Genomic DNA, 22,360 nt, shown 5'->3' on the forward strand with positions numbered 1-22,360 from the left:
CTTCCACCCGCCTATGCGCGTTTGCTATGCTGTCACGGTTGCACGTCCGCCCCCCACTTCCTCCCGGACAGTGCGGCGAGAGCGCGGCGGCGAAGAACGCCCCTCAAGGAGAACCGCACATGGAACTGAACGCCACACCCCGCAAGAGCCAGGAGAAGCTGGCTGAAGGCCTGATCCCCGCCGTCGCGTACAACAAGGAGAAAAACGTCTCCTTCACCATCGACCGCAAGGTCTTTGACCGCGCCTTCCGTCAGCAGAGCACCACCGGCCTGTTCGACATCACCATCGAAGGCGGCGAAACCTTCCCCGCGCTCGTCAAGACCGTGCAGATGGACAAGCGCCGCCGCACCCCCATCCACGTGGACTTCTACATGGTCACCTACGGTGAACCCGTCGAAGTCAGCGTGCCTGTGCACACCAAAGGCAAGAGCCAGGGTGAAGTCATGGGCGGCCTCGTGGACATCGTTGCCCACACCCTCACCGTCATCGCCCCCGGCCCCCGCCGCATCCCCCAGGAACTCGTCGTGGACGTCACCAAGCTCAACATCGGTGACCACATCAGCGCCGGCCAGGTCAAACTGCCCGAAGGCGTGAAACTCGCCGGTGACGCCGACCAGGTCGTCATCAGCGTCCTGCCGCCCCGCCTCAGCGACGGCGAAGCCGCCGCCGAGCAGCAGGCCGCCCAGGTCGCCGGCCTCGTCGCCGCAGGCGAACTCAGCGAGGAAGCCGCCGCCGCCGTGCTCGAAGGCGAAACCACCCTCGAAGAAGCCAAGAGCGAAGGCGAAGCCACCGACACCCAGGCCGCAGAGTAAACTCACCTGCTCCGCCGCGGCCCCTCCCCAGTGGAGGGGCCGCATGCTGCTGCCGGGGCGCTGAGCGCCGCACCCGGCGCTGGGACCAGCGTTCAGGGAAAAGCGGTGCTCGGCCTGAATCTGCGGTGGGTGCCCATGACACACCGCCCCTGTTGGGCTGGCCGGGCCACACGGACGCCCGGTCGCGGCAACGGGCGCCACGCTGCCGGTGCCGCCTCCCGCAGAGGTCGTCCCGGTGATATCCGGGCCCCCATGGTGTCTGGGGTGTCTGGTCCCGGCCCGGTGAACCCAGCGTGAGCCAGTGCCGGTTTCCGTGCCAAGCCCAGGGGTACGGGCCGCGCCGCCGCCCGCAGGGAGTGAACGCCCTCGGGCTGTTTCTGACCTTACCGGGTGACGTTGCGCCCTCACTTCGTGAACGCTCTATAGAGTAAGGCCGCGTGTACTCGGCGCGGCCCGGTTGAAGCCCTGTGGCAGTTCAGGGCCGCGTCCACGCCCGGTTCATGCTGCCGGGGCGACAGTCTGATCAGGAGAGGCACTCCCAGAGCGCGCCTTCAGGCCTGCAGAGGTGGCTGTCTCAGGTCTGCGGGCGTGGCAGCGGCACGTGAAGCTCATTCGATGAGCCGCGCAGGCACGCGGCCCGCTGGGGTTGCGGGCGGGCGCCACATGTCCGGGCCTGCTCGATGAAGGTGGGCAGGTGTCCGCCAGTGCGCGCCAGGAGCGCCTGGAAGTCCGGAACAAGCGTGGCATAGGCAGCGACTGCGCCCAGAGACGCATTGTTCACGCCGCGCTGAAAGAAACCGTCATAGCCGCTGTAGCCGCCCCAGGTGAGTTTCAGGGCCGCGTATCGCTGATTCAGGGCCGTCAGGAGGGCGGCCTTGCGGGCGCGGCGCAGGTCGTCCGTCAGGTCCGGCGCGGCGTACAGCGCGTCCAGCTGAGCGCGCGTGTCCAGCAGCAGCGTCTCAAACGCCGCCTGCCGCGCCTGCAGCGTCCGGTCCTCGTCGCGCAGGGCGGACGTGCCGCGTGCGTCCAGCCACCGGCGAACGCCTTCTTCCTCCACGGCGGTGGCGTACGACTCGTTGAACACCGTGTCGCCCGGAACGTACAGGCTGGGGTGCGCCAGCTCGTGAATCACGGTGCGGATCAGGGTGCTGTCCGGGTAGTTCAGCATGGTGGAGAGCAGCGGATCTTTCAGGTACCCGAGCGTGGAGTACGCGCTGACGCCGCCCACACTCACGTCCCGCCCGGCGGCGCGGCGCTCCTGCGCGTACGCCTGGGCCGCCCCCTCTGAGAAGTACCCCCGGTACCCGACGCAGCCCGCCACGGGGAAGCACGACGTGTCGAGCTGCACACTGAGTTCCGGTGCGGAGAAGACGTTCCACACCACGAACGGGCGCCCCACATCCACAAAATTCAGGAACGCTCCGTGGTCCGGCAGGCCCAGCCCGCCCTGCGCTTCCGGCGCCACGGCAAAGGCCCGGACGTCCGCCGCGAGTTGCACCTTGCGCCGCACCGGTTCGGGCGTGGCCGGGTCAGCCAGGACCGCCGCCACGGGCCGCGCGCGCCGCAGCAGGTCCAGCTGCCCGGCGGCCGCCTGCGTCAGGTACCGCACGTCCGCGCACCCGCTCAGCAGCGCCGCCCCGAGCGCCATCAGTGCGCCTGCCACCCACCCCCTGCGTGTCATGCCGCCAGTCTAGGGTGTGCCCGGGGTCTCGTCAGTGCTTTTCGAGTTCCCGCGGCCTCCAGGGGGTGGTGGTCCGGGATCAGCGACAGCAGCGCCACCCCGACGAGCGCCGCGCCGGAAGCCCAGGTGCCCCACCCGGATGAGCAGCGAGTGCGCCACCGCCGCCATGAGGGCGACGGCGCCGCGCACTCCCAAAGTGTTCCGGGCGAAATAGGACTCGGTGAGTGTTCCAGTAGCTCACGTCCACGGAACGGATCAGGTACGCCCGCGCCTCCACAGCCGCGTGACGTCCGGCCGCCCGTGCCCTCCGGAATCCTCAGTTGCAGTGCCATGACCGTGCTGATTGCGAGTACCCGGTCACGGAACGCTGCGCGCCGTTCCTTCGTCATCAGCCGCCTTCCCCCACACCGCAGGGCAGGGAACGCGGGTGTACAGAGGCCACCAAACGCAAGACCCGCTGAAGTCCACGTGAAGTCAGCCGCGCTCAGCTTTAACGCAACCCGGGAGATTCCGGAGCGGGCGGTGCGGCACGCTGAGCGGCGGAGGTTTCACCATGCTCAATCGCACCCTGCACGCCCGCATCCTCACCGCCGCTCTCGCCGTGGTCGTCCCGACCGCCCTGGCCGGTGGCGTCGGCACGCCCCCCATGGGGCCGGTCTCCACCGCGCAGGTCACGAACAACAGTGACGTGCTGTTCATGGAAGTCGCCACCATGAGCAACCTCGCCGAGATCGCCACGTCCCGCCTGGCCCTGCAGAAGAGCAGCAACGCCGCCGTGCGCGCCTACGCGCAGATGATGATCACCCACCATACCCGCGCGCAGGCTGAACTGAACCAGCTGGCCGCCAGCAAAGGCGTCACCCTGACCGACAAGCCCGGCGCTGACCAGCGCCTGCAGGGCAACAAGCTCAGCGCCCTGAGCGGCAGCGCCTTCGACGCCGAGTACAAGAAAGTGCAGATTCAGGGCCACCAGATGATCCTGAATCTCATCCAGACGTACCGCAGCATCGGCAAGGACCCCGCTACGCTCGCCTACGCCGCCAAGACCCAGCCGGTCGTGCAGATGCACCTGACGCAGGCGCAGGCACTGCCCGTCCAGTAACGCCGGGTGCGGCGCGAGAGCCTGCCCCTCCAGTCAGGGGGCGCTGTGCCGAACAGTCACTGGCCTGTCCGGGTGTACCGCGCGGCGCTGAGCGGTCAAGCGCCCGCTGCGGTCGAGGCGCACCTGGCTGGACACGGCTGGAGCGCCGCCTGGCGCAACGGAATCTACCCGTACCACCACTACCACTCCACCGCGCATGAGGTGCTCGTGATCGCGTGCGGGCAGGCCACCCTCACGCTGGGGGGTGAGGGCGGTCCCACAGTCAGCGTGGCCGAAGGGGACGTGCTGGTGCTGCCGGCCGGGACCGGGCACCGCCGGGACGCGGCCAGCGCCGACCTGCTGATCATCGGCGCGTACGCGCAGGGGCGGAGCTGGGATATCTGCCGACCTGAGCAGACTGATCCGGCAGAGGCGCACGGGCGAATCGTGCAGGTCCCGGATCCGCTGCGTGACCCTGTAACCGGAGAACCCTGGTCCGCCGGGCCCTGAGGCGCCACCAGGTCCGCTGGCCTGTGCCTGGCGTGCTGGGTCTGCAGGGAGCCGCTCTGTTCACCCGGTCCTGAATTGTGAACCTGCGCAACGAGAGAAGGGTCAGCCCACGGGGCTGACCCTTCTCTCGTTGCGGCGTGCGCTCAGGCCACGCCGACTTTCTTGGCGATGATGCCCTCGATATACTTCACGACACTGACGAGGGGCACGCGGCCCAGGACGTCTTCGAGGAACGCCGTGACAAGCATCTTCTCCGCCGTTTCCCGGCTGATGCCGCGCGACCGCAGGAAGAACAGCGCCTCCTGGTCGACGGGGCTGGTCGTGCTGCCGTGGCTGCACCGGACGTCGTTCGCGTTGATTTCCAGCTGCGGCACGCTGTAGTTACGCGCTTCACTGCTGAGCATCAGGGTGCGGTGCTTCTGGTAGGCGTCGGTCTTCTGGGCGCCCAGGTCCACCTTGATCATGCCGCTGAACACCCCGACCGACTGGTCGTTGTTCACGCCCTTGTACAGCAGGTCGCTGTGCGCGTGCGGCGCGGCGTGGTGCTGCAGCGTGTAGTGGTCGAAGTGCTGCCCGCCGTTGGCGAAGTACAGGGCCAGCATTTCACTGTCGGCCCCCTGGCCGCGCAGGTAGGACTGCATTTCCGTGCGCGAGAGTGTGCCGCCCATCGTGACGACCAGGGAGTTCAGCGTGGCGTCCCGGGCCACGTCGCCGCGCTGACGCTGGATGTGCGTGACCCCTTCGCCCCAGTTCTGGATACTGACGTACCGGACCCGCGCGCCGTCTTTGACCACGAGTTCCACTGCGCCGATGGCGTACGTTCCGGGCAGCGCCTCGCTGTCCTGTTCGTCAATGAACGTCACCTGCGCGTTCTCCTCGGCCACGACGAGCGTGCGGGTCGCCGTGTACGTGCCGGCCTCGCTCATGACGCGGAAGGAGCCCAGCGGCAGTTCGACTTCCACGCCGCGCGGTACGTACACGAACGCGCCGTTCGTCCACAGGGCCGCGGCGAGCGCGCTGAACTTGCCTTCGCTGGGGTCCGGGCTCTTGCTCGGCGTGGTGCCGGGCGCCGCGATGGTGGTGTCGTCCGGCACTTCAGCCGGCACCACGGAGTACAGGTACTGCTGCACCTTGTCCGCGTGCTGCTCCACCGCCGTTTTCAGGTCGGTGAAGATCACACCCTTCGCGGCGAGTTCGGCCGGCAGGAACGTGCGGTACACGACGTCCGGCCCGTCGAGCACCAGATATGCGCCGACGTCGGTGCCGGTCAGGCGCTCCTGCACGCTGGCCGGCAGGGCCGTCACGTCGGCGGCAGTGTCACGCTTGCCGTGCGGGCGCAGCTGAGCGAAGTCCACGCTGACCTGCGTGTACTTCCAGGCTTCCACGTTCTCGGTGGGAATAGTGAGCTGTTCGAACAGCTCCAGGCTCTCTTTGCGTTTCGCGCTGAGCCACTCGGGGCCCTGCACCAGCGCCAGCTGATCATTGAATGTCGTCATGGGACCTCCAGGAAGTAAGTAGCGGTCCCTCAGCCGAGGAACGACTCGACCTCGATCACCACGCCGAACGGCGCGGTGAAGTAGAAGGTCAGCCGTCCATGGTTCTCGCTGGGGCCCGGAATGTGAAAGCCGCCGTCGGTCAGCTGCCGGTGAACGGCACGCACCTGTTCAGGCGTGTCCTGCAGGAATCCGATGTGAAACACCTTCGGGTACTGCACGTCATTCACGCGGAACATGGACAGCAGCGCGCCGTCATCGTCGCGCAGGAACGCCATCTTCTCGTCCAGGGGCATGCCACCCCCGGCGGGGCGCAGACCGAAGTACCGCTGGAAGATGTCCACGGCCTGCAGGACATCCGTGACGCCCAGATTGATGTGGTTGAGTTTCATGGCGCGTCTCCTGAACGGCACGTGAGGCCCCCCGGGCGGACATGAGCCGCGGGCCGGGGGGAGTGGGGGGTCAGCCGACCGAACCTTCCATTTCCAGTTCGATCAGGCGGTTGAGTTCCACGGCGTACTCCAGCGGGAGTTCCTTGGCAATCGGCTCGATGAAGCCGCGCACGATCAGGCCCGCGGCCTCGTCCTCGCTCAGGCCACGGCTCTGGAGGTACAGGATCTGGTCGTCATTAATCTTGGAGACGGTGGCCTCGTGACCCACGCTGGCGTCCTTCTCCTCAATTTCAATGTAGGGGTACGTGTCGGTGCGGGCTTCCTCATCCAGCAGCAGAGCGTCGCATTCCACGTTCGTCTTGGAGCCCTTGGCGCCCTCGTAGATTTTCACGAGGCCGCGGTAGCTGCTGCGCCCCGAGTCCTTGCTGATGCTCTTGGAGACGATGGTGCCGCTCGTGTGCGGCGCGAAGTGCACAATCTTCGCTCCGGCGTCCTGATGCTGTCCGCGGCCGGCCATGGCGATCGAGAGAACCTCGCCACGCGCGCCTTCTTCGAGCAGGTAACAGGCAGGGTACTTCATGGTGACCTTACTGCCCAGGTTGCCGTCCACCCATTCCATCACGCCGTTGGCGTACACGGCGGCGCGCTGGGTCACGAGGTTGTAGACGTTGTGGCTCCAGTTCTGAATGGTGCTGTAGCGGAAGCGGGCGCCTTCCTTCACGACGATCTCGATCACGCCGGAGTGGAAGGAGTCACTGCTGTAGGCGGGGGCCGTGCAGCCCTCGATGTAGTGCGCCTGCGCGCCCTCATCGATGATGATCAGCGTACGTTCGAACTGCCCGCTGCTCTCGGCGTTGATGCGGAAGTACGTCTGCAGGGGAATGTCGACCTTGACGCCCTTGGGCACGTAGACGAAGCTGCCGCCGGACCACACGGCGGAGTTCACGGCCGCGAACTTGTTGTCCTCGGGAGGCACGATGGTCGCGAAGTGCTCGCGGAACAGTTCGGGGTACTCCTTGAGGCCGTCCTCGATGCTGAGGAACACCACGCCGAGCTTCTCCCACTCTTCCTTGAGGTTGTGGTACACCATTTCCGATTCGTACTGCGCGCCCACACCCGCCAGCGCGGCGCGCTCGGCTTCGGGAATGCCCAGACGCTCGAAGGTTTCCTTCACGTCGGCCGGCACGTCATCCCAGGAGCGCGAGTTGAAGCCTTCGGGCTTGATGTAGTAGTAGATCTCGTCGAGGTTCAGGCCCGACAGGTCCGCGCCCCACTCGGGCATGGGTTTGCTCAGGAAGATGTCCAGGGCCTTGAGGCGGAAGTCCAGCATCCACTGGGGTTCGTCCTTGGCTTTGCTGATCATTTCCACGACGCCGCGGCTCAGGCCCTTGGGGGCCTTGATCGCGTACCGTTCCGGGTTGCTCCACCCGTACTCGTACGTGGCGTTGATGTCGTTCACTTCAGGGTTGATGGTCATGGTGGTGACTCCTTGCGTGCTCAGTGAGGGTGCAGGGCCGCGCCGGAGCGGGCCGCCGCCGCCGGCCTCAGGCCGTGGCGAGTTCCTTGACCCAGTCGTAGCCTTCGGTGTCCAGGCGGCGGGCCAGTTCGGGGCCGCCGCTCTGCACGACCCGGCCGTTCACGATGATGTGCACCTTGTCCGGGGTGATGTAGTCCAGGAGGCGCTGGTAGTGGGTGATGATCAGGCCGCCGAGCTGCTCGCCGCGCATGCTGTTGACGCCCTTGGCCACAATCTTCAGGGCGTCGACGTCCAGGCCGGAGTCGGTTTCGTCCATGATGATGTAGTTGGGTTCCAGCATCAGCATCTGCAGGATCTCGTTGCGTTTCTTCTCGCCGCCGGAGAACCCGGCGTTCAGGTAACGCTCGACGATGCTCTCGTCCCATTCGAGGGTCTTCAGGGCGCCCTGCAGCTTGCCGTAGAACTCGCTGAACGACACTTCCTCGCCTTCGGCCTTGCGGGCCTGCATGGCCAGGCGCAGGAAGTTGGCGATGGTCACGCCGGGAATCTCGACGGGGTACTGGAAGGCCAGGAAGACGCCGAGGCGGGCGCGCTCGTCGGGTTCCATCTCCAGGATGTTCTGGCCGTCGACCAGGACTTCACCTTCGGTCACGGTGTACTCGGGATCCCCGACGATCACCTTGGCGAGGGTGCTCTTGCCGTTGCCGTTCGGTCCCATGATGGCGTGCAGTTCGCCGCGGGGCACGGTGAGGTTGATGCCGCGGAGGATGGGCTGGTCGCCGACACTGGCGTGCAGGTTACGGATTTCGAGCTGATGGGTCATGCGGGCTCCTTTGGGAATCACAGGGTTTGTTAGGAATGATTCCTAGTTACCTTGCCATTTTACCCGTCGCGCCGCCCAAAGTCGAGTGAGTCACTGCGGATTCCGTCTGCCCTCCACCGCATCCTCATGAGGTGCCCACAAGCATTTTTCACGCTTGCCACGCCCCCCCATGCTACCCGTGAAGCCGTGACCCTCCTCGACCTTGCCCGCGCCGCCGGCCCCCTGCTGTGGGTGCTGCTGGCCCTGTCCCTGTACGTCGTGTACCTCACCGCCGCACGCGCCCAGGCCCTGACGCGCCTCGGACAGGACGCCCGCACCCTCATCGAACGTGCCCGCGCCGTCACCGCCGAAAGCGGCCCCGTCGCCGCCCTCGCCGAAGTGGACCGCGCCGCCCACCCCAGCCCCGCCGCGCAGGTCCTGCGCGCCGGCCTTGCCCGCGCCGACCGCGGCGTCAGCACCGCCGAAAGCGCCATGCACTCCGCCCTTCTCGCCGAGGACGCCCGCGCCTACGCCGGCCTGAGCGCCCTCGGCACCGCCGCGCAGGTCGCCCCCCTGCTGGGCCTGCTCGGCACGGTCATCGGCATGGTCCGTTCCTTCCTGGTGTTCAGCCAGACCAGCGCCCCCACCCCCGCACAACTCGCCACCGGCATCAGCGAAGCCCTGATCAATACCGCCGCCGGCCTGATTGTCGCGGTGATCGCCTACGTCGCCCGCGGCGCTCTGCGCGCCCGCGCCGACCGGATCATGATCCAGGCCGAACAGGTGACCGAAGACCTCCCCAGCTGGCTCGCCCGCCCCGGCGCGCTCACACCCGCACCCCGCACCGACACCCGCCTGCCCGAAGTGGCCCTCACCTTCAGCGGCGCCCAGTGACGCCCACCCAGGCCCACCCATGATCCGGCGCACCCGCCGCTTCCGTGCCGACCACGACCCCGTCACCTTCGACTTCGCGCCCATGGTGGACATCGTGCTGCTGCTGCTGATCTTCTTCTTCCTGACCAGCACCCTCGGCGCGCGGCAGAACGCCCTGCCGCTCGACCTGCCCCGCGCCAGCCGCACCGTGCAGGAAACCCCGGACCTGCCCATCGTCAGCGTGAACCGCGCCGGGCAGGTGTTCCTGAACGGCCAGGCCACCACCCTCACCAGACTGGGCACGCAGCTCAAACCGCTCGCTGCCGCGTCCGGCGGCGTGGTCGGCGTCCGCGCAGACAAACGCGGCAGCTACGGCACCGTCGTCAGTGTCATGGACGAGATCAAGAAAGCCGGCGGCACCCGCCTCGCCCTGGGCACCCAGACAGAGACCCCATGACCACGCTGCCCCGCCCCCCACACCCCCCGAACCCCGCGAAGGGCGCCGCGCCGCCGCTGCCACCGTCGCCGTGCACGCCGCCCTGCTGGCCGGCCTGCTGCTGCTGCGCCCCCCGCCGCTGCCCACCGCCCCGCCGCCCAACCCGGCCCGCGCGCCGCTGGAAGTCGTGACGCTGGCCCCCGCCCCCACCCCGACCGGCCGCTTGGGCGCGGAGGTTGCCCGGCCGGAAGTCCCTCAGGCAGTCCCCACCCGTTCCGCCCCCACAGCGCCGGCCCCGGCGCGCCCAGCCCGAACCCCCCCTGCCCGGGCCATCCCCCCGGCTGCTGCGCCGCCCCCCGCGCCCACTCCGGTTCCCCAGCCGCCTGCCGCAGGCGCCCCCCAGGACCGAGCGGGCGCCGCCGCCAGCGTTCCAGCCCGGCCCGCCAGTGCGCCCGCACCGGCGTTCCCCAGCCCGGCGGCAGCCGCGCCCGCCACGACCCCCGGCGTAACCAGCGCGCCGATCACGCCAGCGGTCCCCAGCGCAGCGCCCGCGAGCGCCGTCACGCCGGACGAACCGGTCCTCACGGCGCCAGCCGAAGCGCGCCGCGACACACCTCAGCTCCCCCCGGTCACATCGCCTGCTGGCAGGGCCGCCGCGCCGATCACACCAGCGGCGCCCGCCCTGGCGGCGCCCACCACAACCATTCCCGCCGACGCCGAACCTGCGCCGGAACCCATCACGGCCCTGCCCCGCCGGGAGGACCTCACGGCCGCCCAGCCTGCCGGGGCCGTCACTGCCGCCCCGGCGCGGGCCACGGCAGGCCCCCCGGACCCGGCGGACGTGCGCGGCATTCCCGCCCGGCCCGTGACGAGTGCAGCCGAGGCGCCAGCCGCGACCACCGCCAGCCGCGCTCCCCTCCCGGCGGACCAGGTCCCCACGGCTGCGCCCGCCGCCCGGCCTGCGCCCACCCCGGCGCGGAGCGAGACGCCAGAGCCGTCCCCAGCTTCCCGAGCCGCCGACCCTGCCCCGGCAGGCCCCGCGGCCACCATTGCCCGGCCCGACCCGAACGCGGAGGCACCCGGCACGGCCGCCCCGGCACCCGCCAGCGGCCCGCCTGCGCGCAGTGACGACCCGGTTCGCAGCGAGCCGGTTGCCCGCGAGGATACCCGCCCTGCTCCCGGAGCAGGCACCGCCGGGAGCACCGGACCGGCCGAACCGGCGCCGCGCCCTGACCCCGGCAGCCGTACCGGCAGCGGCACTGCTCCCAGCGGCGGGGCGCCCGATCCGGGTCCCACGCGCGGCGTGGGCGGCACCGGCGGCGGGGCGGGGGGGACTGACCCTGGCCCCGCCACGGGCCGCCCTGGTGGGAGGGGTGATGCCGGCACGGGCGGCGGTCTGGCCCCCAGCGGTCGCGGCGACGGCAACGGCGCGGGTAGTGCCGGGACAGGCAGTGACCCGGCCGGTCCTGTGGCCCGTGGTGGTGGCGCTGGAACAGGCGCTGAGGACCGGCCGCTTGCCTGCACGGTCGCCATTGACGTGCGCGGCCTGGGCACGTTCCAGCGGGACATGAGCAGCTTCGTGTACGCCGGTGGCGCGCAGCTGTGGCCGGATGCCGAACTCATCAAGGGCGTGTCCAGCGCCGTGGTGCAGGAAGGGAACCTGCACACCTACGTCACCAGCGAGGCGGCGCTCGGGCAGTTCCCGAACGTCACGCTCGTAAAAGCCGAACGCATTCAACCCAACCGTTTCGCCCCGAACTCCAGGGTGTACACCGACGTCACCCTGTCTGACGCGGCCGCCACGCAGTTCCGCGCTGCCGGAAAGGCCTGCCGCGTCGTGTACCTCAAGAACTGACCCCCACAAGGAGCCCCATGTCCATCTCCCGCCCGCTGACCCTGCTCACGCTCTGCACCCTGCTCTGCGCCCCGGCCCACGCCTGGGTGCCCCAACTGGAAGACACCACCGCCAGAAACGTCATTGATGGCGTGTACGGCCGCCGTGACCCCGTCCCGACCTACCTGACGGTGGACCTGAGCGTCAAAGACGGCACTTTCGCCGCCGGGAAGGACGCCGTGACTGCCTTCGACGGCGGCGCGGCGTGCGTTGCGGACTGGCTCGCCGCGCCCACCAACTACGCCCGCGGCAGCCGCCCGGCGAGCCTCACGGTGAGTGGGCAGGCCGACCAGCTGTACTTCCAGGCGCAGGACGCCCGCGACAGCTTCCGGAACCTCAGCGTGAAAGACGCCCTTAGCGACGGGTACGCCAGCAAACGCCTGCCGGCCGGGCAGCTGCGCGTGGACCTCGCGGTGCGCGGCCTGCCCAGCGAGAAAGCCCGCGGGGCGTACCTCGTGCGCCTCAGAGGCCCGGACGGCAAACTCATCGCACCGGTGAAGAGCACCTACGTGAACGACTGGAAACCCCTCGCTCCGGTCAGCGGCGCAGCGGGAGCGGCGACCGGCACCGCGCCGGTGCCCGCCCAGGCTGGTGCTGCCAGTGCGCCAGGGCCTGTGCAGGGCACGCTGGTGTATTACTTTGAACCGCTGAAGGCCGGCCTGGGCGCCAGCGACACGCTCAGTCTGCTGGTCCGGACCGAGGCGGATTCCGACTGCGCCTACGCGGTGCCGCTGGACCTGAGCACATTCAACTGACGGCCGGGCACCGGGCGGGGCGGGGGAGAGGCTCACCGTGACCCCGCCCGGCAGCGTGTGGCCCGCTCAGGCCCCCTGGAGTCGGGTGCGGACGCCATGGCGTCTGGATTGTCCAGGCTGGTGAAGTCGCCGCGGACCTCCACGGACACCAGCACGCCGCGCCGCACGCGCCACATGATTGCGCCGCTGCGGGTGGGCAGATCAGGAGCCCCGGGTCATTCGCCTCCAGCGTCACCGGTCCGGCGCGTCGGGTAGAGGTGCGCGGCAGCGTGTGGAGACCCAGGGCCTGTTCCTCCAGGGGCGCGGCCGGATCCACGCGGCGCGCCCCGATCACCTGCGCTTCCGGCAGGCCGTGCAGGCCCTCATCCAGCGTGGCTTTCAGGGCCACGACCTGACCAGGGGAGCGTTGGTGCGCACCACCTTCGGCTGGGCGGCCTCCAGGCGGTCCCGGACGGCCGCGGCGCTGAAGCCGGCGAAGCTCACCGAGGAGATCGCGCCGACGCGGCAGCACGAGTGAAGGGCGATGCACGCCTCCGGGTCGTCCCCCAGGTCAATCGTCACCCGGTCCCCGTCGTCACGCCGAGGTCCTGGAAGGCCACGGAGAAGCGGGCCGCGGCGTCCGTGACCTGCCCGGGCGGCCACGTTTCACCCAGGCTGTCCTCGCGTTCGTCGCGCGACCTGTTCGGGGGGAACGGTTCTGGCAGTTCACGCTGACGTTCCCGGTCGCGTCGGGAAAAGAGTCAGAATTGCCGAGGGTGCTGCGCTGCGCGGAGGTGGTCGGCGTGACCCAGGTGAGGTCCCAGGCGGGTTTCAGCCAGTCCACCTGGGGGTCCAGGCAGCCTCCTCCGGGAAGCCGGGCGCGGTGGCCGACAGGGGCCCGATAGGAGGAATGAGTGGGTGAGGCGGCAGGGCGGCGGCCATGCACAACCGCCAGCGGGCGCGGCGGAGCAGAGGACCGGGTTGGTCCGTCCCTCTCAGGCAGCTGCCTGCCCGCCGCGCAGGTCACGCGCGGGTGTCTGCCGCAGGGGAACAGTCTGTCCGGGTGGGCCCTAGAATGCGGGGCGTGCCCGCCTTTCCCCTTCTGGCCGTGGATATCGGCAACACCAGTACCGTGATCGGCCTGGCCGACGAGCAGCTGAATCTCACGCACACCTGGCGGGTCCGCACGAACCGCGACGTGCTTCCCGACGACCTGGCGCTGCAGCTCAGCGGGCTGTTCACGCTGGCCGGCGCGCAGGCGCCCCACGCGGCGGTGCTGAGCAGCGTGGCGCCCCCGGTAGGACAGAATTACGCGCTGGCGCTGCGGCGGCACTTCGGGGTGGAGGCGTTCGAGGTGAGCGCCACGAACCTCCCGGACGTGCGCGTGGAACTGGACATCCCCGACGCGGTGGGCGCCGACCGCCTGTGCAACCTGTTCGGCGCCGAGCGGTACCTGGCGCAGCACGAGTATGCGGTCGTCGTGGACTTCGGCACGAGCACGAACTTCGACGTGATCGGGCGGGGCCGCCGCTTCCTTGGGGGGGTCCTGGCGACCGGCGCGCAGGTCAGCGCGGACGCGCTGTTCGCCCGCGCGGCGAAACTGCCGCGCATCACGCTGCAGGCGCCCCAGTCGGCGATTGGCAGGAACACCACGCACGCCCTGCAGTCGGGGCTGGTGTTCGGCTACGCGGAGATGGTGGACGGCCTGCTGCGCCGCATCCGCAGCGAGCTGCCCGGCGACGCCGTGGCCATTGCCACCGGGGGCTTTGCGCGCACCATTGAAGGCATCTGCCGGGAGATCGACCACTACGACGAGACACTGACGCTGCGCGGCCTTGTGGAACTCTGGGCGACCCGCTGACCCCGGCAGGGGAAGGGCGCCACTGGGAGCTCAGTGGCGCCTTCCCCTGAGGGGTGGTCAGGCCCAGGGGTTCAGGACGACCTTGATGCACCCGTCGTGCTTGTCACGGAAGGTGCGGTACAGCTCCGGCGCGTCGTCCAGCGCCGCGCGGTGCGTGATCACGAAACTCGGGTCGATCTCGCCCGATTCGATGCGGGACAGCAGCGGCGCCACGTAGCGGTGCGTGTGCGTCTGACCCATCCGGAACGTCAGGCCCTTGGCGAACGCGGCGCCCATGGGCACCTTGTCGATCAGGCCGCCGTACACCCCCGGCAGACTCACCGTGCCGCCCTTCGCGCAGCTCAGCAGGGCCCAGCGCAGCGCCGTGATCCGGTCGAAACTCAGGCGCAGCCGCTGCTTGGCGGTGTCCACCAGCGCGCCGGGCCCGTGCCCGTGCGCTTCCATGCCCACCGCGTCGATCACATGGTCCGGGCCGCGCCCACCCGTCGCTTCCCGCAGCGCGACCAGGGCGTCCTCCTGCTCGTAGTTGATGGTCTGGCAGCCGGCCGCCTCGGCCATCGCGAGCCGTTCGGGCACGCGGTCCACCACGATCACGTGCGCGGCGCCCAGCATCAGGGCGCTGCGCGCCGCGAACTGCCCCACCGGGCCCGCCCCGAACACCGCCACCACGTCCCGGCCGGGCTGGATGCCGCACTGCTCGGCCGCCTGGTACCCGGTGGGGAAGATGTCCGTGAGGAACAACACCTGCTCGTCGCGCAGGTCCGTTTCGATGCGGTGCGCGTTGATGTCCGCGAACGGCACCCGCACGAACTGCGCCTGCCCGCCCGCGTACCCGCCGTACATGTGCGAGTACCCGAACAGACCGCCGCCACTCGCGCCGTACAGGGCCTCGGCCATGCGGTGGTTGGGGTTGGAGTTGTCACACGCGCTGAACAGGCCCCGCTGGCACGGGTCGCACAAGCCGCACGCAATGTTGAACGGCACGATCACCCTGTCGCCGGCCTTGAGCTTCTTCACGTCCCGGCCCACCTCGACGATCTCCCCCATGAACTCGTGCCCCAGGATGTCGCCCTTCTCCATGCTGGGAATCACGCCGTCCAGCAGGTGCAGGTCCGAGCCGCAGATGGCCGTGGAGGTGATCTTCACGATGACGTCCGTGGGGAGCAGCAGCGTCGGGTCCGGAACGGTCTCCACGCCCACCTTGTTCGTGCCCTGCCAGATGATGGCCTTCATGCCTGTCCTCCTGCGGCGCGGCCGCTGCTCTGCCCTTCGGTGGTGGGAGCGAAACCCAGCTCCTGCTCCCGCTTGAAGCGCGTCAGGTCATCCCGCAACTGCTGTGAGGGCTCCTCACCCACCACCCGCGCCACCACGGCCCCCACCGAACCTGCCGGCGGGCGGTACGCGAGGCGCACCACGACTTCCGTGCCGCGGTTGCCGGGCGCCGGTCGGAACAGCACCTCCCCGTGATTCTCGATGGCCGCGCCAGGCAGCGACTGCCACGCCAGGCGGCGCCCCGGTTCGTCCGCCGTGATTTCCGCCTCCCAGCTCACCGTGCCGGTGGGAGCTTTCACCGTCCAGCGGGAGCGCCGCTCGTCAATCACTTCCACGCTCTGCAGGTGCCGCATCAGGTTCGGGAGGTTGGGCAGGTCGCGCCACACCGCGTACAGGCCCTGGGCGGGCTTCCCGATCGTGACGCCGTCCGATACGAGCACCTCACCGTCACCGGTCTGGCGGATCTTCAGGGCGGTGGCCAGCGGGTTGCGTCCGGTGGCGGCCATCGCGGCTAGTCCCGCACCGACGCTGCCCAGCACGATCTTCTGCAGTGGCCGGGCGCTGCGCAGTCCCGCGCCCATCAGCGCGACCCCCACACTCCCCATCACGGAACGCTCCAGCGCGGGCAGGGACGCGCCGGTCTCGCCCGTCGTCTCGCTGGCAGGCTCTGCCGCAGGAGCGTCGGCTGGGGACACGGGCACCGGCTTCTGATCATCTGAACTCATACGCCACCTCCATCAGGAACAGGCCAGAGAGAACACTGAGCGCACGGGCCGGCGGCCTCTGACCGGCCCGTGCGAAGCACGACCCGCGTGCCGGGCAGGCTCAGTTCGGCAGACCCTGCGGCCCGTGACCGTGCGCCTCACGCTGATTGAACCGGTCCTCCGCGGCCCGCTTCATGGGATTGGCCTGGGTGATCGTGCCTTCCACCTCGCGGCCCACCCGGGTCTCGTTGGTGGGCCCGGGCGCAGGCAGCAGCCGGTTGCCCAGCGCCAGCAGGTCCGCCGTGAGCTGCGGCGCCACGGCCTGCGCCATCCGCAGCACCCATGCCGGGCCGCCCACCATGGTTTCCGCGTTCCCGCGCACCAGCGCGTTCACGATGCGCCTGGCCGCCTCTCCCGTGTTGATCGACAGCACGGGCAGGGTCGCCATCGTGGCGAACAGCGCGTACTCCCGGCTGTGCTGGCCCTTGACGGGGGCGTTCAGCGGACTGCCCGTGCGGATCAGGCCCGGCATGACCGTCGACACGGTGACGCCCTCGCGCGCCAGTTCCGTTCGCAGCGCCTGCCCCAGGCCCGCCGAGGCGAACTTGCTCATCGAGTACGGGCCCAGGTGCGGAATGGCCACCTTGCCGCCCAGCGACGACACGATCACCACGCGCCCCCCGCCGCGCAGGTGCGGCAGCGCCGCCCGGACCAGCCGCAGCGGCGCCATGGCGTTCACTTCCATCACCAGCCGGAAGTCCGCCTCGGTCATGTTCGCCAGCGGTCCCAGCTGAATGATCCCGGCGTTGTGCACCAGCACGTCCATCCCCCCGTGCGCCCGCACCGTTTCCTGCACGGCGCGTTCCACGTCTGCCGCGGCCGTCACGTCCCCCGTCACGGTATGCACCCGTTCCCCGGCGGCGAGGTGCGCCTGCGCCCGCTGCAGATCCTCGGCGGTGCGGGCCAGCAGGGTCACGCGCGCACCGCGCTTCAGGAACTCCTCGGCCAGCGCCAGGCCCAGTCCACGCGACCCCCCGGTGATCAGTACGCGCCGCCCCTGCAGGTCGTACAGGGGCGTCAGGAGTCGGCGGGCCGCGACGGCACCCAGGGCGGCCGTCAACCACAGTCGTTTAGGCACTCGCATACCCGCAGTGTGCCTCCTGCGGGCCGGCTGGGGCCGCTGCGTGAAGCGGATCGCAACCTCAGGCGGCGCCCCCCTCATTCAGCCTGAGAGAAGTCCCTAAGCGCTGAGGATCATGGGGCCGCAGCCGCCCTTGCACGCATGAAATCCCCAGGTTGAGGCGCAGACCGGCAGTGGGTTCCGCGTCAGGCACGCCCCCGGACAGACCGGCCCCCGCGTCCCCGCGCGGCCACCGGAGGACGGGCCGGACCAACCTTTCGCGGCCTGCCGGTCCAGAAGGCCGCCGCACAGACGAACCGGGACGCTACAGCAGCGTCCCGGTTCGTCTGATCCCTGATGATCTATGCGCCGATCAGCAGGATGAGTTTATGAATGGCCCAGCCGAGCGCAATACACACTGGGATCGTGAAGATCCACGCCTGCACGATGCGGCCCGCCACCTGCCACTTCACCTTCCGGAAGCCCTTGGTGGTGCCCACGCCCATGATCGCGGTGCTGATGGTGTGCGTGGTGCTGACCGGAATACCCAGGCGGCTGGCGCCGTCGATGATCAGGGCGGCGCCGGTTTCGGCAATGAAGCCGTCCACAGGTTTCAGGTCCACCACCTTGAAGCCCATGGTCTTGATGATCCGCCAACCCCCCACGGCGGTGCCGGCGCCCATGGCGCCTGCGGCAGCCAGAATCACCCACAGCGGCACCGTTTCGATCTTGGTGTTGGCGTATGCGGCGAGTGCGAAGGTGATGATGCCCATGGTTTTCTGCGCGTCGTTCCCGCCGTGGCTGAAGGCCATGAACGCAGCGCTGAAGATCTGCAACACCCGGAAGGTGCGGGTCACCACGCGGGGTTTCATCCAGCGCAGCACCAGCCACGAGATCAGGAAGAACAGGATGATCGGCACAAGAAAGCCCAGGGCCGGGGAGTACGCCAGGCCCATCAGGGTTTTCTTCACGCCTTTGGGAATGATGATGCTCCAGCCGCCCGCAGCGACGCCCGCGCCGACCATGCTGAACACCAGGGCGTGACTGGAGCTGCTGGGCAGTCCTTTCCACCACGTGAAGAGGTTCCAGAAGATGGCGCTGAGCAGCGTGGCGCCCACCAGGTGCAGCGTGGCGTACTCCTGCGGGATGATGTCCTTGCTGATGGTCTTGGCAACGGCGGTGCCGGCCAGGGCGCCCACCACGTTCAGCACGGCCGCCATGGCGATCGCCTGGGCGGGCGTGAGGACCTTCGTGGCCACCGAGGTGGCAATGGCGTTGGCGGTGTCATGAAAGCCGTTGATGAAATCGAAGATCAGGGCCAGCGCCACGATGACGATCAGGCCGATGAGGGCAGTATCCACAGGGGGCCTCAGGCGTTCTTCAGCAGAATGCTTTCAACGGTCTTCGCGACGCGCTGCGCCTGGTCACTGGCATCCTCGATCAGGGCGGCGATCTCGCCGCCGCGCATGGCGCGGATCATGCCGGGAACGTCAGTCACGCCGTGGTACAGCGTGCGCTGCACCTCGTCACTGATGGTGTCACCTTCATCTTCCAGCGTGCGGATCTCCCGGGCGATGCGGGTCAGGTCCGCGAGTCGGCTGTTCTGCTCGATCCAGGGCATGCCCTGGGCGAGAAGGGCGCACTGCTGTTCGACCACGCGGGCAAGCTGCGCCATCTGCGGCAGGGGCTGCTCGACGCCGTACAGGCTGAGTTTGCGCGCGGCGTCTTCCATGTCATCCACGAGGTCATCGAGTTCGTTGTTCAGGCTGATGATGTCCTCGCGGTCGAACGGCACGATGAAGGACTCTGCGAGCAGACTGGTGATCTCGGCACTCAGCCGGTCCCCTTCGTGCTCCAGGTCGCGGACGCGCTGCACTTTGGCCTCGACGTCGGTGTAGTTCTCGAGCAGGTCCACCAGGGCCTGGGCGGTCACGTGGGCGTTCCGCGCGGACTGGGCGAATTTCTCGCTGAACTTTGGGTTGCTGGGCATAAATTTAGACAGAACCATGACAATCCTCCTGATTCTCCACCCGAATGTCATGGGAATGTCAGCCCGGGTGGTCAAGGTCAAGCGGGAGGGCCGTTGTGGTCACCTCCCGCAGTGAGATTCAGTGTAGCGGGCTCAGGGCACCGTGACGGGCGCTGTGAAGGTAGCGCGGCAGGAAGCGTAACAGTCCGTGATGGTGTTGCCGCCACCCGGGGTGCTGCCCGCGTCGGGGATGATGTCACCGGCGCCGTAACCGTCCCCGCCAAAGATGCCGCCCATGAGCTTCACGCCGCCGGCCGGCGCGCCGCTGAGGCCCAGGGCCGTCCAGGGAATGGCGAGCTCCACCGTCTGTTCGGGCAGGGTGCCGCTGCTGGCCTGCAGATAGGCCGCGGCGTTCACTTCAGGCGTGGCGGTGGCACTCTGGACCAGGCGCAACTGCGCCTTTTCGTTGCCGTAGCGGGCAATGAAGGCGTTCACGCCGTCCACGGCGCCGCTGAAGGTCGCCGCGCGTTTCCAGGCGTCGAAGTTATCCGCCTGCGCGGCGCCGCCCGGCCCGGTGTCGAGGTACAGGATGGCGCTGTTGTTGTCCACGCGGTAGGTGTAGGCCAGGTAGAGGTACTGGTCGTCACTGTCGGCCTTCAGGGTCAGCCAGTTGTTGTTCGCACCGAAGGTGCCTTCTGCAGGACTCTGCACGGTGACTTTCGGCGCTGCCCAGTCGCTCAGGTTGCCGTCGATGGTGTACCGGGTGCGCAGGTCGCGGGCCAGATCGAGATTCGCGCCGGTGGCCGGGGCCATGACACTCAGGGTGCCGTCCACGTACCCGCCCGCCGTGACCTTCAGGGTCTGCGCGCCTGCCGGCACGCGCAGCACGTACGTGCCGTCCGGGAACGTCAGGGCGTAGTTCAGTGCGGGGTTGGCGCTGGTGGCTTCCACGAGCGCGCCACCCACCGGCTGCCCGGCGCCCGTAATGCGGCCCGTCACCGTGGCGGCCGGGACCGGCTGGTCGGTGAAGTCGTAGGTGCCGCTGTACGCGTTGCCGTTCGTGCCGACCACGTAGGCGCGGTCGCCCTGGCCGGGGGCTTCGTAGCCGCCGTTCTTTGCGCCGGCGCCAGTATTGCCGAACTTGAACTTCACCTCCCGGAACAGGGGCAGGTCAATGCTGGTCTTCCAGAGGCCCGGGGTGTCCTGCGTCATGGGGTACGCGATCTGGCTGCCGGTATCGAAGCGGCGCAGTTCAATGGGGCCGTTGCCCTGGGTGCGGGCGTCCACGGTGAACGTGACCTTCGCGGTGAGGGTACTGCTGGGCGTGGCGGCCGCAGTGACGCCCCGGCTCTCGGCGCCCGCGCTGTCCACAGTCACGACACGGAAGGTGGTGCCCGCGTTGTTCGTCAGGCCGCGCAGCAGGTACGTGCCCTGCGCGGCGGGAATGGGCGCGAAGTTCACGAGGCGTTCGGTGCCGCCGGCCTGGTTCACGTAGATGCGGTACCCGCTGACCCTGGCGTCGGTGCTGGGCGTCCAGGACAGCTGCGCGGCGCTGTCGCCGGGCTGTACGGTCAGGCCCGCCACCTCCGGCAGGCTGGGGTTCACGGTGCCGGCCGCGCCTGAACCGGCCGGAGCGGTAACCGCGAGTACGCTGCGGGCCGGCACGCGGCCCACCAGTTTCCCGCCGCTGACACTCAGGGTATGGGTGCGGCCGGTGACTTCGGTCAGGGAGGCGCCGGTGAAGGTGCCCAGCAGGGGAATGCCGCCGCCACTCAGGGCGCTCAGGTCCACGTCGGTGTCGCCGCCGTTCACCACGAACACCACGGGCTGCCCGGCGGCGCCGTTCACGCCGCTGATCACGCGGCGGTACGCCAGGATGGGCGCGCCGCCGTTGGGCCGCCACAGTTCCTGCTGCGCGCCGCGGGTCAGGGCGCGGTACTTCGCGCGGGCGGCGGCCAGGGCGCCCAGACGTTCGTCCAGGGCGCTGCCCGCCAGGCGGCTGAAGTTCATGTCCTCACGGTTGCCTTCGCCCAGGGGGTAGTCGTAGGGGTCGCCTTTGCCGGCCTGAGCGTACTCGGTGCCCTGCCACACGCTGGGTGTGCCGCGCGAGAAGTACAGCGTGGACAGCGCCAGGTCCAGGCGCTCGGTGGCCTGCGCCTGCGTGCCGCCCCGTTCGGTGACCTCCGAGACGAAGCGGCGCACGTCGTGATTGTCCACGAAGGTGGTCAGGCGGGTGGCGTCGCGGTACACGCCGTCCTGCGCGAACACGTCGGCCATGCGGTCCAGGTTCCCGCCGGCGCTGCTCAGCTGGTCCTTGATGGCGTAGTACAGCGCGAAGTCGAACACGCTCGGGGCGCCCAGGTCATTCATGAAGTGCGCGAGGGAGGCGGGGTTGCCGTCGAACACCTCGCCGACCGACCACAGCTTCGCGGGGTCGCCGGCGCCGCCCGGCGCGAAGAACTGGGTCCAGTACGCGTCCGGGACGTGCTTCATGGTATCGATGCGCAGGCCGTCAATGCCGGTGGTGTCACGCCAGTACTTCACGAAGTCGTTCAGGTACGCGCTCACGGCCGGGAGGTCCTGCTTGAAGTCGGGCAGGCCCGCCAGGGCGCAGTCGGTGGTTTTGTTCGTGGAGGCGTCGCACTCGCCCGGCGTGTGGAACCACTCGGGGTTGGTTTTCGTGAGCGTGGCGTCGTACCCGGCGTGGTTCACGACGATGTCCTGAATCACCTTGATGCCGTTGCGGTGCGCGGTGTTGATCAGGGCCCTGTACTCCTCGAGCGTGCCGAAGTGAGGGTCCACCTTCCTGAAGTCCTCAGCCCAGTAGCCGTGGTACCCCGCGAAGGGCCTGCCGGCGCTCGGGCCGCTGCCAGTGTTGATGGCCGGCACCTGCAGCACCACCGGACTGACCCACAGGGCCGTGAAGCCCATGCGCCTGAAGTACCCCTCCTCAATTTTTGCCTTCAGACCGGCGAAATCCCCGCCGTGCCACGCGAGCGGACTGGTGCGGTCGGCGCGGTCGCCGGCGGCGCGGTCCGGGCCGTTGTCATTGGCGGTGTTGCCGTTGGCGAAACGGTCAGTCATCGCGAAATAGATGACCTCGTCCTGCCACGCGCGCGGCTGGGCGTCCGGAGCGCCGCGCAGGCTGCAGGCGGTCATGGACAGGGTCAGGGCCGTCAGGGCGCCGGCGCGCCCGAACTTATGGAAGCGTTTCATGTGTCTCTCTATTCAAATGGGAAGCGCTTCCGG

General features: G+C 69.2%; 20 protein-coding genes. 9 read left to right on the forward strand and 11 right to left on the reverse strand.

The genetic code is table 11. The features are described 5' to 3' along the window. Positions 1–119 precede the first annotated feature (119 nt). Positions 120–812 carry a 50S ribosomal protein L25/general stress protein Ctc gene (locus tag LAJ19_RS01840; RefSeq protein WP_225476633.1) on the forward strand — a complete coding sequence of 231 codons (693 nt, stop codon included), beginning with the start codon at positions 120–122 and terminating at the stop codon, positions 810–812. 574 nt (positions 813–1,386) lie between these two features. On the opposite strand, the gene LAJ19_RS01845 is transcribed toward LAJ19_RS01840, so the two are convergent. Next, a complete protein-coding gene (locus tag LAJ19_RS01845) occupies positions 1,387–2,493 on the reverse strand; it encodes an aminopeptidase (protein WP_225476634.1) in 1,107 nt (368 codons plus the stop codon). Between the two features lie 553 nt (positions 2,494–3,046). Between LAJ19_RS01845 and LAJ19_RS01850 the strand changes: the two genes are divergently transcribed. Further along, positions 3,047–3,595: a DUF4142 domain-containing protein gene (locus tag LAJ19_RS01850; RefSeq protein ID WP_225476635.1), complete on the forward strand. Its 549-nt coding sequence runs from the start codon at positions 3,047–3,049 to the stop codon at positions 3,593–3,595. A 45-nt stretch (positions 3,596–3,640) separates the two neighbouring features. Continuing rightward, on the forward strand, positions 3,641–4,084 hold the full coding sequence (locus LAJ19_RS01855; RefSeq protein WP_225476636.1) for a cupin domain-containing protein: 444 nt from the start codon (positions 3,641–3,643) through the stop codon (positions 4,082–4,084). Positions 4,085–4,227: 143 nt separating this feature from the next. Here LAJ19_RS01855 and sufD read toward each other — a convergent pair whose 3' ends face one another. From sufD to sufC, 4 genes are all read right to left on the reverse strand, one after another. Then, positions 4,228–5,580 (reverse strand): Fe-S cluster assembly protein SufD, encoded by a 1,353-nt coding sequence (gene sufD / locus LAJ19_RS01860; RefSeq protein WP_225476637.1) that lies wholly within the window; start codon positions 5,578–5,580, stop codon positions 4,228–4,230. A 29-nt stretch (positions 5,581–5,609) separates the two neighbouring features. Next, positions 5,610–5,969: a VOC family protein gene (locus LAJ19_RS01865; protein ID WP_225476638.1), complete on the reverse strand. Its 360-nt coding sequence runs from the start codon at positions 5,967–5,969 to the stop codon at positions 5,610–5,612. A 70-nt stretch (positions 5,970–6,039) separates the two neighbouring features. Further along, complete coding sequence (sufB, locus tag LAJ19_RS01870) at positions 6,040–7,446, reverse strand: Fe-S cluster assembly protein SufB (protein WP_225476639.1); 1,407 nt, start codon at positions 7,444–7,446, stop codon at positions 6,040–6,042. Between the two features lie 67 nt (positions 7,447–7,513). Further along, positions 7,514–8,269 (reverse strand): Fe-S cluster assembly ATPase SufC, encoded by a 756-nt coding sequence (sufC, locus tag LAJ19_RS01875; protein WP_225476640.1) that lies wholly within the window; start codon positions 8,267–8,269, stop codon positions 7,514–7,516. Between the two features lie 186 nt (positions 8,270–8,455). Here sufC and LAJ19_RS01880 point away from each other — a divergent pair, with 186 nt between their 5' ends. The 6 genes from LAJ19_RS01880 to LAJ19_RS01905 all read left to right on the forward strand — a co-directional run bounded on the left by LAJ19_RS01880 (position 8,456) and on the right by LAJ19_RS01905 (position 14,046). Further along, the gene (locus LAJ19_RS01880) at positions 8,456–9,142 is read left to right on the forward strand and encodes a MotA/TolQ/ExbB proton channel family protein (protein WP_225476641.1); all 687 of its coding nucleotides are present in this window, start codon (positions 8,456–8,458) and stop codon (positions 9,140–9,142) included. Between the two features lie 19 nt (positions 9,143–9,161). Further along, positions 9,162–9,578 (forward strand): ExbD/TolR family protein, encoded by a 417-nt coding sequence (locus LAJ19_RS01885; RefSeq protein ID WP_225476642.1) that lies wholly within the window; start codon positions 9,162–9,164, stop codon positions 9,576–9,578. A gap of 70 nt (positions 9,579–9,648) precedes the next feature. Continuing rightward, a complete protein-coding gene (locus LAJ19_RS01890; protein WP_225523279.1) occupies positions 9,649–11,412 on the forward strand; it encodes a hypothetical protein in 1,764 nt (587 codons plus the stop codon). 17 nt (positions 11,413–11,429) lie between these two features. Next, positions 11,430–12,206, forward strand: a complete 777-nt coding sequence (locus tag LAJ19_RS01895) for a hypothetical protein (protein ID WP_225476643.1) — start codon at positions 11,430–11,432, stop codon at positions 12,204–12,206. A gap of 271 nt (positions 12,207–12,477) precedes the next feature. After that, on the forward strand, positions 12,478–12,723 hold the full coding sequence (locus LAJ19_RS01900; protein WP_225476644.1) for a hypothetical protein: 246 nt from the start codon (positions 12,478–12,480) through the stop codon (positions 12,721–12,723). A gap of 546 nt (positions 12,724–13,269) precedes the next feature. Continuing rightward, positions 13,270–14,046 (forward strand): type III pantothenate kinase, encoded by a 777-nt coding sequence (locus LAJ19_RS01905; protein ID WP_225476645.1) that lies wholly within the window; start codon positions 13,270–13,272, stop codon positions 14,044–14,046. 57 nt (positions 14,047–14,103) lie between these two features. Here the strand turns inward: LAJ19_RS01905 and LAJ19_RS01910 are convergent, their stop codons facing one another. The 6 genes from LAJ19_RS01910 to LAJ19_RS01935 all read right to left on the reverse strand — a co-directional run bounded on the left by LAJ19_RS01910 (position 14,104) and on the right by LAJ19_RS01935 (position 22,327). Further along, positions 14,104–15,279: a zinc-dependent alcohol dehydrogenase gene (locus LAJ19_RS01910; protein WP_225476646.1), complete on the reverse strand. Its 1,176-nt coding sequence runs from the start codon at positions 15,277–15,279 to the stop codon at positions 14,104–14,106. Then, positions 15,276–16,043 carry an SRPBCC family protein gene (locus LAJ19_RS01915; RefSeq protein WP_225476647.1) on the reverse strand — a complete coding sequence of 256 codons (768 nt, stop codon included), beginning with the start codon at positions 16,041–16,043 and terminating at the stop codon, positions 15,276–15,278. The genes LAJ19_RS01910 and LAJ19_RS01915 overlap by 4 nt, the downstream gene beginning before the upstream one ends. A 100-nt stretch (positions 16,044–16,143) precedes the next feature. After that, a complete protein-coding gene (locus LAJ19_RS01920) occupies positions 16,144–17,166 on the reverse strand; it encodes an SDR family NAD(P)-dependent oxidoreductase (RefSeq protein WP_225476648.1) in 1,023 nt (340 codons plus the stop codon). A 338-nt stretch (positions 17,167–17,504) separates the two neighbouring features. Further along, positions 17,505–18,503 (reverse strand): inorganic phosphate transporter, encoded by a 999-nt coding sequence (locus tag LAJ19_RS01925; protein WP_225476649.1) that lies wholly within the window; start codon positions 18,501–18,503, stop codon positions 17,505–17,507. Positions 18,504–18,511: 8 nt separating this feature from the next. After that, positions 18,512–19,150 carry a DUF47 domain-containing protein gene (locus LAJ19_RS01930; protein ID WP_225476650.1) on the reverse strand — a complete coding sequence of 213 codons (639 nt, stop codon included), beginning with the start codon at positions 19,148–19,150 and terminating at the stop codon, positions 18,512–18,514. Positions 19,151–19,264: 114 nt separating this feature from the next. Further along, the gene (locus tag LAJ19_RS01935; RefSeq protein ID WP_225476651.1) at positions 19,265–22,327 is read right to left on the reverse strand and encodes an alpha-amylase family glycosyl hydrolase; all 3,063 of its coding nucleotides are present in this window, start codon (positions 22,325–22,327) and stop codon (positions 19,265–19,267) included. Positions 22,328–22,360: the final 33 nt, after the last annotated feature.

Origin of the sequence: Deinococcus taeanensis, assembly GCF_020229735.1 — a bacterium.
GTDB lineage: Bacteria > Deinococcota > Deinococci > Deinococcales > Deinococcaceae > Deinococcus > Deinococcus taeanensis.

Coding starts and splice junctions, on each gene's coding strand:
- LAJ19_RS01910 (WP_225476646.1), bottom strand. CDS start 15,279: ATGAAGGCCATCATCTGGCAGGGCACGAACAAGGTGGGCGTGGAGACC.
- LAJ19_RS01915 (WP_225476647.1), bottom strand. CDS start 16,043: ATGAGTTCAGATGATCAGAAGCCGGTGCCCGTGTCCCCAGCCGACGCT.
- LAJ19_RS01895 (WP_225476643.1), top strand. CDS start 11,430: ATGTCCATCTCCCGCCCGCTGACCCTGCTCACGCTCTGCACCCTGCTC.
- LAJ19_RS01865 (WP_225476638.1), bottom strand. CDS start 5,969: ATGAAACTCAACCACATCAATCTGGGCGTCACGGATGTCCTGCAGGCC.
- LAJ19_RS01885 (WP_225476642.1), top strand. CDS start 9,162: ATGATCCGGCGCACCCGCCGCTTCCGTGCCGACCACGACCCCGTCACC.
- sufD (WP_225476637.1), bottom strand. CDS start 5,580: ATGACGACATTCAATGATCAGCTGGCGCTGGTGCAGGGCCCCGAGTGG.
- LAJ19_RS01850 (WP_225476635.1), top strand. CDS start 3,047: ATGCTCAATCGCACCCTGCACGCCCGCATCCTCACCGCCGCTCTCGCC.
- LAJ19_RS01920 (WP_225476648.1), bottom strand. CDS start 17,166: ATGCGAGTGCCTAAACGACTGTGGTTGACGGCCGCCCTGGGTGCCGTC.
- sufB (WP_225476639.1), bottom strand. CDS start 7,446: ATGACCATCAACCCTGAAGTGAACGACATCAACGCCACGTACGAGTAC.
- LAJ19_RS01935 (WP_225476651.1), bottom strand. CDS start 22,327: ATGAAACGCTTCCATAAGTTCGGGCGCGCCGGCGCCCTGACGGCCCTG.
- sufC (WP_225476640.1), bottom strand. CDS start 8,269: ATGACCCATCAGCTCGAAATCCGTAACCTGCACGCCAGTGTCGGCGAC.
- LAJ19_RS01840 (WP_225476633.1), top strand. CDS start 120: ATGGAACTGAACGCCACACCCCGCAAGAGCCAGGAGAAGCTGGCTGAA.
- LAJ19_RS01845 (WP_225476634.1), bottom strand. CDS start 2,493: ATGACACGCAGGGGGTGGGTGGCAGGCGCACTGATGGCGCTCGGGGCG.
- LAJ19_RS01930 (WP_225476650.1), bottom strand. CDS start 19,150: ATGGTTCTGTCTAAATTTATGCCCAGCAACCCAAAGTTCAGCGAGAAA.